This window comes from Stenotrophomonas capsici (assembly GCF_034961085.1).
GTDB classification, from domain to species: domain Bacteria; phylum Pseudomonadota; class Gammaproteobacteria; order Xanthomonadales; family Xanthomonadaceae; genus Stenotrophomonas; species Stenotrophomonas capsici.
This window is the reverse complement of record NZ_JAYFUH010000212.1, coordinates 1-941: the sequence shown is the minus strand read 5'-3', so window position 1 is coordinate 941 and position 941 is coordinate 1. Positions and strand designations below refer to the sequence as shown.

Annotated in this window: 1 protein-coding gene; it reads right to left on the bottom strand. The window is 70.1% G+C overall.

The annotated features are described in order from the left end of the window. The coding region (locus tag VA603_RS11520) for a ribokinase (protein ID WP_323438928.1) at positions 1-856 on the bottom strand (856 nt) is incomplete at its 3' end. Positions 857-941 lie beyond the last annotated feature (85 nt).

Below are 941 nucleotides of genomic sequence, written 5' to 3'. Positions count from 1 at the left end.
CGTGGTCGGGAATGCTGGATTGTGCGCCCAGCCGCGTGCAGGCCAGGGCAGAGGCCGCGCTGGCGGCGAGCAGCGCCTGCTGCAGGGCTTCACCGCGGGCCAGCGATGCCACCAGCGTGCCGCAGAAAGTATCGCCGGCGGCGGTGGTATCCACCGGCGAAATGGCGAACGCCGGCTGCAGCAGGGTACGGCCTTCGTGCCGCGCCAGGCAGCCGCGCGCACCGAGGGTGACGATCACGCACGGCACGTCCAGCCGCGCCAGCCCGCTGGCCAGGTCCGGCGGGTTGCCGGCGACCACGTCCAGTTCGCCCTCGTTGACGATCAGCATGTCCAGTTGCGCCAGCAGCTCGGCCGGCAGCACCTGCGCCGGTGCGGCGTTGAGCGCCACCTTGACCCCGGCCGCGCGTGCGGCCACTGCATAGGCCAGCACGGTGTCGAGCGGAGTTTCCAGCTGCAGCAGCAGCCATTGCACCCCATCGAGCGCAGGCAGGTGTTGGGGCCGCAATGCCATGTTGGCGCCCGGTGCGACGGTGATGGCGTTCTCGGCATCGTCGGACAGGCAGATGAAGGCGGTGCCGGTCGGCAGCTGCGCATCGCGCACCGCGTGCAGCTGCACGCCGGCGTCGCGCAGCGAGGTTTCGATCGGCGTGGCGAAATCATCCTGGCCCAATGCGAGCAGCATCCGGGTGCGGGCGCCACCGGCGCGCGCGCAGGCCACGGCCTGGTTGGCACCCTTGCCGCCGGGGAAGGTGCGGAACTCGCGGCCCAGCACGGTTTCGCCAGGCGCAGGCACGTGCGCGGCGCGGACCACGAAGTCGAGGTTGGCCGAGCCGGCGACAAGTACGGTGGAACTCATGGAATGGCCTGGTAAACGAGGTTGTAGAAACGGGTGGAAGGTGAGGCGAGCGCCTTGTCACCGCTGGGCAGGTATTGCATCAGCA